Genomic DNA, 5834 nt, shown 5'->3' with positions numbered 1-5834 from the left:
CGGGCCCTGGGGCCGGGGGGGGGCGCGCGCGGGGCGCCGGGAGCGACGACCTGGACCGCGCGGGCGTCGAGGCCACCCCGCCGCCCCGACGACCGCCACCGCCGACAAGGAGATCGCCCGATGAGCACGCCCATCTCGAGCCGCCCGCCCGGACCCGCAGCCTCGCCGACCCGCTGCGGGAGTCGGTCACCATGCTGCGCCGCAACCTGCGGCAGGCCGTCCGCTATCCCAGCCTGATCATCAGCATCATCGTCATGCCGGTGGTTCTGCTGCTGGTGTTCGCCTTCGTCTTCGGCGGCGCGCTCGAGGCCGCCACCGAGGGCGAGTACATCGACTACCTCGCTCCCGGCATGCTGCTGATGATTCCCGCCTACCTGATGGCCTCGCTGGCGGTGCAGATCGCCACCGACACCACCAAGGGCATCGTCAACCGGTTCCGCACCATGCCCATCGCGCCCGCGTCCATGTTGGCGGGCCACGTGGGCGGCACGCTGGTGCTCGGCCTGCTCGGCAGCGGCGCGATGGCGCTGGTCGCGCTGCTGATCGGCTGGCGGCCGGACGCCGAACCGGTGGAGTGGCTCGCGGCCGCCGGACTGCTCGCGCTGTTCACCTTCGCGCTGGCCTGGATCGCGGTCGGTATGGGCCTGATCTCGCCGAACCCGGAGAGCGCGAGCAATCTGCCGCTGCCGTTCATCCTGCTGCCCTTCCTCGGCAGCGGCCTGGTCGCCACCGACACCATGCCCGCCGGGCTGCGCCAGTTCGCCGAGTACCAGCCGTTCACGCCGATGACCGAGACGATCCGCGGGCTGCTCATGGGCACCGAGATCGGGGGTTCGGCCGTCGTCGCCCTGGCCTGGTGCCTGGGGCTCGGTGTGATCGGGTTCGTCTGGTCGGCGCGGGTGTTCGCCCGCCGGGACGGCTAGACCGGCAGGCGGCTCCGCCGGCAGCGCCGACGACCCGGGCGGCACCGACCGGCCCGGGTCAGTTGCGTTCGACCTCGATGGGATGGGTGGCCAGCAGGGACAGCGGCAGCGGCTGGCGGCGCAGGACATCGGCCCACAGGTCGGGGCGGGCGGCGGAGATGGGGTCGTGGGGCAGGGCCGACAGGACCATCCAGTCGTCGTTGTCGAGTTCGCCCTCGAGCTGCCCGAACGTCCAGCCGGAATAGCCCGCGAAGACACGGATGCCCTCGACCAGCGGCGCGATCTGCTCGGGATCGGCGGACAGGTCGACCAGTACCACCCTGCCGTCGATGCGGCGCAGGCCGGGCACGCCGGCGGTGGAGGCGCCGACGCGGAGAATGCCCAGGCAGAGGGCGGCGTCACGCTTGACCGGGCCGCCGACGTGCAGGGTGGCAGGCTCGGCGGCCAGCGGCGCCCAGCGGGGCAGCACCTCCTCGACCCCGGTGTCGCTCGGCCGGTTGATGACCACGCCGAGGCTGCCCGAGTCGTTGTGCTCCATGATGTAGACGACCGTGCGCCGGAAGGTGGACTCGGTCAGGCTCGTGGAGGCCAGCAGCAACGATCCCGCACGGACCGTCCGCTCGCCGTCGCGCGAGCCGCGCCGCCGCCGGTCGCCGTGCCCGCCGTGAGTCATGCTCTCGTCCGGGTCGTCTCCGCGTGCCACTCCGCCATCATCTCAGTTCGCCCGGGGAAGCGCTCGTCCGTGCCGGTACCGATCTAGAGTCGTCGTCATGGAACCCCCCGTGGTCAGCCTCGACAATTGCGACGCCGTCTACGAGTTCTACCGGGACCATCGCCAGCGCCGGATCACGGCGCTGGCGGCCTATGCCCTGCTCGCGCGCCGCATCCGTCCCCGGGTCGGCTACGCCGAGGGCGCCGAGCGGCGACTGCGCGAACTGCTGGGCTCGCGGCGGCCGGTGATCTTCGCGATCAACCACCTCTCTCAGCACGACCCCTACACCGTCGCCGCGATGGCCTGGCGCAGTCCGTTGCGCTCGATCATCGGGCGGGTGCGGGTGCTGGCCAAGGACGAGCTGTTCGCCGACCCCGCCCAGCGGCGCAAGGTGGACATGATGGGCGGCATCCCGGTCTTCCGCGGCAAGGACCACGGCATCAGGGCGGTCAACGCGGCGGGTCAGCAGATGATGAACATCTGCGCCGAGCGGATGAAGCGCGGCGACCATCTGGCGATCTTCCCCGAGGGCACCTGCAACGACGTGGACCCGGCCACCGTGCAGGCGGTGGGCAGCGGGGTCGGGCACATCGCCTTCCGCGCCGCCAAGCTGGGCGCGCCCCCGGCGCTGGTCAGCATCGGGCTCAGCTACGGCCCGCGCCCGCCCGAGGCGATCGAGCCGAGCCGGGAGGAGGCGAGGTCGGCCAGCTTCTACTTCGGCGTGCCGGTGCTGGAACTGCCGGACAAGCCCGGCGAGATCGCCCGACTGGTGCGCGCCGACCTCCAGACCGCCCTGGACGGGGCGGTGGCCCGCTACTGATCGGTCCGAACGCCAAAACCTTACTGCGGCAGGCCCATCCGGCCGCGCGCCCACTGTGGCACCGAGGAGATGAACTGCGGGTTGATCTCCACGAAGTGGCGCACCATCGAGCACATCGGCAGGATGCCGAAACCCTCGCCGCGGCTGGCGCGCAGCGCGGTGCCGATGAGTTCGGTTGCGTAGCCGCGCCGTTCGTAGCCGGGGAAGATCTCGGTGTGCACGAAAGCGCGCTCCGAGGCGGTGTCCTGGAACTCGGTGTAGCCGGCGATGTCACCGTCGACGTAGATCTCGAAACGTTCCAGGGCGGTGTTGATGCGGACCTCGGTCGACATGACTCGACGCTACTCCGCCGGAGCCCGACATGAGACATCGCAGGAGCCCGACATCGGACACCACAGCGCGGACCCGCCACGCCGCCGAGGGCGGGCGCGCCGCCGACTTGTCCCGCCGCGCCCGCCCGGCGAGAATGCATCGGACCGGGTCGCGCCCTCCCGAAGGGCGGCGCTCCCGCGGGAGGTGGCGAAAGATGAAGCGGAAGAAGCTGTTCCGGGCGATGCTCGGCCTCGGCGCGGTGAGCCTGGCGGCCGCGTCGGCGGTGGTCGCACCACCTGTGCTCGCCGCTCCCGCACCCGTTTTCGGCGCCTGCCCGGAGGGCGCGGTGACGCCGGACCGGGGTGCGCGGTGCGCGATCGTGTCCGTCCCGATGGACCACGCCGACCCGGACGGCCCGCGCATCGAGGTGACGGTCAGCCGGATCGCCGCACGCGGCGCGTCGCGGGGCGCGCTGTTCTCCAATCCCGGTGGTCCCGGCGTCGACGCCCTGGACTTCTGGGCCCAGCGCGTGTCGGCCATGCCCGCCGAGATCGCCGACCACTACGACCTCTACGCCGTGCAGCCGCGTGGCCTGCGGTGGTCCACCCCGCTGTCGTGCGCGTCGCTGACCGGCGAGGACGGCGAGGCCTTCGTGACCGATGCGGAGCTGAAGGCCGCCTGTGAGGAGCAGCAGCCGGGCTACCTGGCGACCGTCACCACCGAATCCACCGCCCGCGACATGGACGCAGTGCGCGCCGCACTCGGCCTCGATCGCATCGGTTACCTCGGCACCTCTTACGGCACCTATCTCGGCGCGGTCTACGCGACCCTGTTCCCCGAGCGGGTGGACCGCATGGTGCTGGACTCCAATGTGCATCCGGGCTGGGTGTGGACCGAGGAATTCGCCCAGCAGCAAGCCGCGGGAAAGCACCGCCTCGACGCCCTGTTCGCCTGGATCGCCGAGAACGACGAGCGCTACCACCTCGGCACGACGAGCATGCAGGTCTACCGGACCTGGGTGCGGCAGGTCTCGGCGCAGGGTGGCGGTTGGTACGCCAACATCACCCCGCCCCCCGCCGCCGTCTCCGACCTGCCCGGCGACCTGCCGGAGCCGCTGGCCGAGATCGCCCGCGACGGATTCAACGGCGGCACCGAGCAATTGGCGAAGGTGCAGAACTTTCTGCGGCTGCTGCTCTCCGGCGGCGCGTCGGCCCAGGTGCCGCTGGTGAGCGCCACCTCGGTGGCCACCTACACACGTGCCTTCTGGCCCGTCTTCGCCGAGGCGATGGCCCGGGCGCAGGCCGACCCCGCCGACATCGACGGCCTGATCGCCATCGCGGGCGCGACGAGGACCGATCCGGCCGGGCGGGTGGTGTTCTCCGCCATCACCTGCAACGAGAACGCGGTGCCGGGCAGGCCGGAGATGCTCGGCGCCGCGGTGAGCACCCTGGCCTCCGGCGGCAACGCGCTCGACGCCCGCGCCGCACTGGTGCGCTCCGGCATGAACTGCGGCTCCTGGCCGCCGGTCACCGAGCCCGTCGCCATCGACGGCTCGGGCCTGTCCACCCCGCCGCTGCTGTTGCAGAGTGAGCACGACGCGCTCACCCAGTACGAGGGCGGGCCGGCGCTCGCGCGGGCGCTCGGCGGGCAGCTGGTGACCGTCGAGGGCGGTGATCACGGCACGTTCGGACGCGGCAACCCCGTGGTGGACGAGGCCGTGCTGACCTATCTGCGCACCGGTGCGGTGCACATCGATCGGGCACCCGAGGCGCCACTGCCCGCCGGGTGAGCGCGGGTGCGCGCCGGGATCGCGGTGCGGTGGTCGACAATGGCCGGATGACGTCCGCGCCCCGGGTGGTGCTCGCCCCGGACAAGTTCAAGGGCTCGCTCACCGCGCCCGAGGTGGCCGCGGCGCTGGCCCGCGGCATCCGCGCGGTCGTGCCCGCCGCCGACGTGCACACCGTCCCGGTCGCCGACGGCGGGGACGGCACCGTCGACGCCTTCGTCGCCGCGGGATGGCAGCGGATGCGGCTCACCGCGCCGGGGCCGACCGGGCAGCCGGTGCGGACCTCGTACGCGGTGCGCGGGCGGACGGCGGTGGTGGAGCTGGCCGCCGTCACCGGGCTGGCGCTGCTGCCCGGCGGACACCCGGACCCGCTGGGCGCGAACACCTTCGGCCTCGGCGTGGTGATCGGGCACGCGCTCGACGCGGGCGCAGGGGAGATCGTGCTCGGTCTCGGCGGCAGCGCCTCCACCGACGGCGGCGCCGGCATGCTGCGCGCGCTCGGCGCCCGCCTGCTCGACGCGGAAGGCGACGAACTACCGCCGGGCTCGGCGGAATTGGCCCGGGTGGCCGCGCTGGACACCGGCGCGCTGTGCGAGCGGGTCGGATCGGCGCGTTTCACCCTGGCCTGCGATGTCGACAACCCGCTGCTCGGGCCGCGCGGCGCGGTGGCGGTCTACGCGCCGCAGAAAGGCGCCGATCGGGAGCAGCGCGTGGCGCTGGAGGCCGCGCTCACCGCCTGGGCCGCGGTGGCCGGACCGGAGTTCGCGGACGCTCCTGGCGCGGGCGCGGCGGGCGGGACGGGGTTCGCCGCGCTGGCCGTGCTCGGCGCGCGGATGCGCAGCGGCATCGACATCGTGCTCGACCTGCTGGATTTCGCGGACCGGGTGTCCGGGGCCGATCTGGTGGTGACCGGCGAGGGCGCGCTCGACGAGCAGAGTCTGCACGGCAAGGCGCCCATCGGCGTGCGCACGGCGGCCGGGCGGACGCCGGTGGTGGCCGCGGTGGGCCGGTGCCTGCTGTCGCCGCGGCGACTGCGGGAGGCGGGATTCGCCGGGGCGTACGCGCTCACCGACATCGAGCCCGATCCGGCCCGGTGCATCGCCGAGGCGGCCGCTCTGCTCGAACGGGTGGGGGCTCGGATAGCCGAGGACCGGCTCGCCTGAGATGGCGCCGCGCGTGCGGCGGGGCGTCGGTAACCGGAGCCCGTAATAAGCGCCCCTCCCCCCCACACCAAATGCCGGGGGGGATAATATGGGGTGGGGGGGAAAATACCGGGTCACA

The 5834-nt window shown here is 73.1% G+C and carries 6 protein-coding genes; 4 read left to right on the top strand and 2 right to left on the bottom strand.

Going from position 1 to position 5834, the window contains the following annotated elements; genetic code table 11:
* The coding region (locus QH283_RS22430) for an ABC transporter permease (RefSeq protein WP_348538300.1) at window positions 1–923 on the top strand (923 nt) is incomplete at its 5' end.
* Window positions 924–981: 58 nt separating this feature from the next.
* Here QH283_RS22430 and QH283_RS22425 read toward each other — a convergent pair.
* Window positions 982–1626, bottom strand: coding sequence for a YqgE/AlgH family protein (locus QH283_RS22425; protein ID WP_280504934.1), 645 nt, complete (start codon window positions 1624–1626; stop codon window positions 982–984).
* A gap of 67 nt (window positions 1627–1693) precedes the next feature.
* Here QH283_RS22425 and QH283_RS22420 point away from each other — a divergent pair, with 67 nt between their 5' ends.
* Window positions 1694–2455 carry a lysophospholipid acyltransferase family protein gene (locus tag QH283_RS22420; RefSeq protein WP_280504933.1) on the top strand — a complete coding sequence of 254 codons (762 nt, stop codon included), beginning with the start codon at window positions 1694–1696 and terminating at the stop codon, window positions 2453–2455.
* A 20-nt stretch (window positions 2456–2475) separates the two neighbouring features.
* On the opposite strand, the gene QH283_RS22415 is transcribed toward QH283_RS22420, so the two are convergent.
* Window positions 2476–2787, bottom strand: coding sequence for a GNAT family N-acetyltransferase (locus tag QH283_RS22415; protein ID WP_280504932.1), 312 nt, complete (start codon window positions 2785–2787; stop codon window positions 2476–2478).
* Window positions 2788–2981: 194 nt separating this feature from the next.
* Between QH283_RS22415 and QH283_RS22410 the strand changes: the two genes are divergently transcribed.
* Together QH283_RS22410 and QH283_RS22405 are read left to right on the top strand one after the other, a co-directional pair.
* Entirely contained in the window at window positions 2982–4556 is a 1575-nt protein-coding gene (locus tag QH283_RS22410; protein WP_280504931.1) for an alpha/beta hydrolase, read from the top strand.
* Window positions 4557–4603: 47 nt separating this feature from the next.
* Window positions 4604–5716 (top strand): glycerate kinase, encoded by a 1113-nt coding sequence (locus tag QH283_RS22405; protein ID WP_280504930.1) that lies wholly within the window; start codon window positions 4604–4606, stop codon window positions 5714–5716.
* The last annotated feature ends 118 nt before the right edge of the window (window positions 5717–5834 follow it).

This window comes from Nocardia farcinica, from assembly GCF_029867845.1.
GTDB lineage: Bacteria > Actinomycetota > Actinomycetes > Mycobacteriales > Mycobacteriaceae > Nocardia > Nocardia farcinica_A.
Note: the sequence above shows the minus strand (reverse complement) of the source record. Positions and strands in the feature narration are given on the sequence as shown.

What these genes read in the sequence shown, in the direction of transcription:
- QH283_RS22420 (WP_280504933.1), top strand. Translation starts at nt 1,694, where the DNA reads ATGGAACCCCCCGTGGTCAGCCTCGACAATTGCGACGCCGTCTACGAG.
- QH283_RS22415 (WP_280504932.1), bottom strand. Translation starts at nt 2,787, where the DNA reads ATGTCGACCGAGGTCCGCATCAACACCGCCCTGGAACGTTTCGAGATC.
- QH283_RS22410 (WP_280504931.1), top strand. Translation starts at nt 2,982, where the DNA reads ATGAAGCGGAAGAAGCTGTTCCGGGCGATGCTCGGCCTCGGCGCGGTG.
- QH283_RS22405 (WP_280504930.1), top strand. Translation starts at nt 4,604, where the DNA reads ATGACGTCCGCGCCCCGGGTGGTGCTCGCCCCGGACAAGTTCAAGGGC.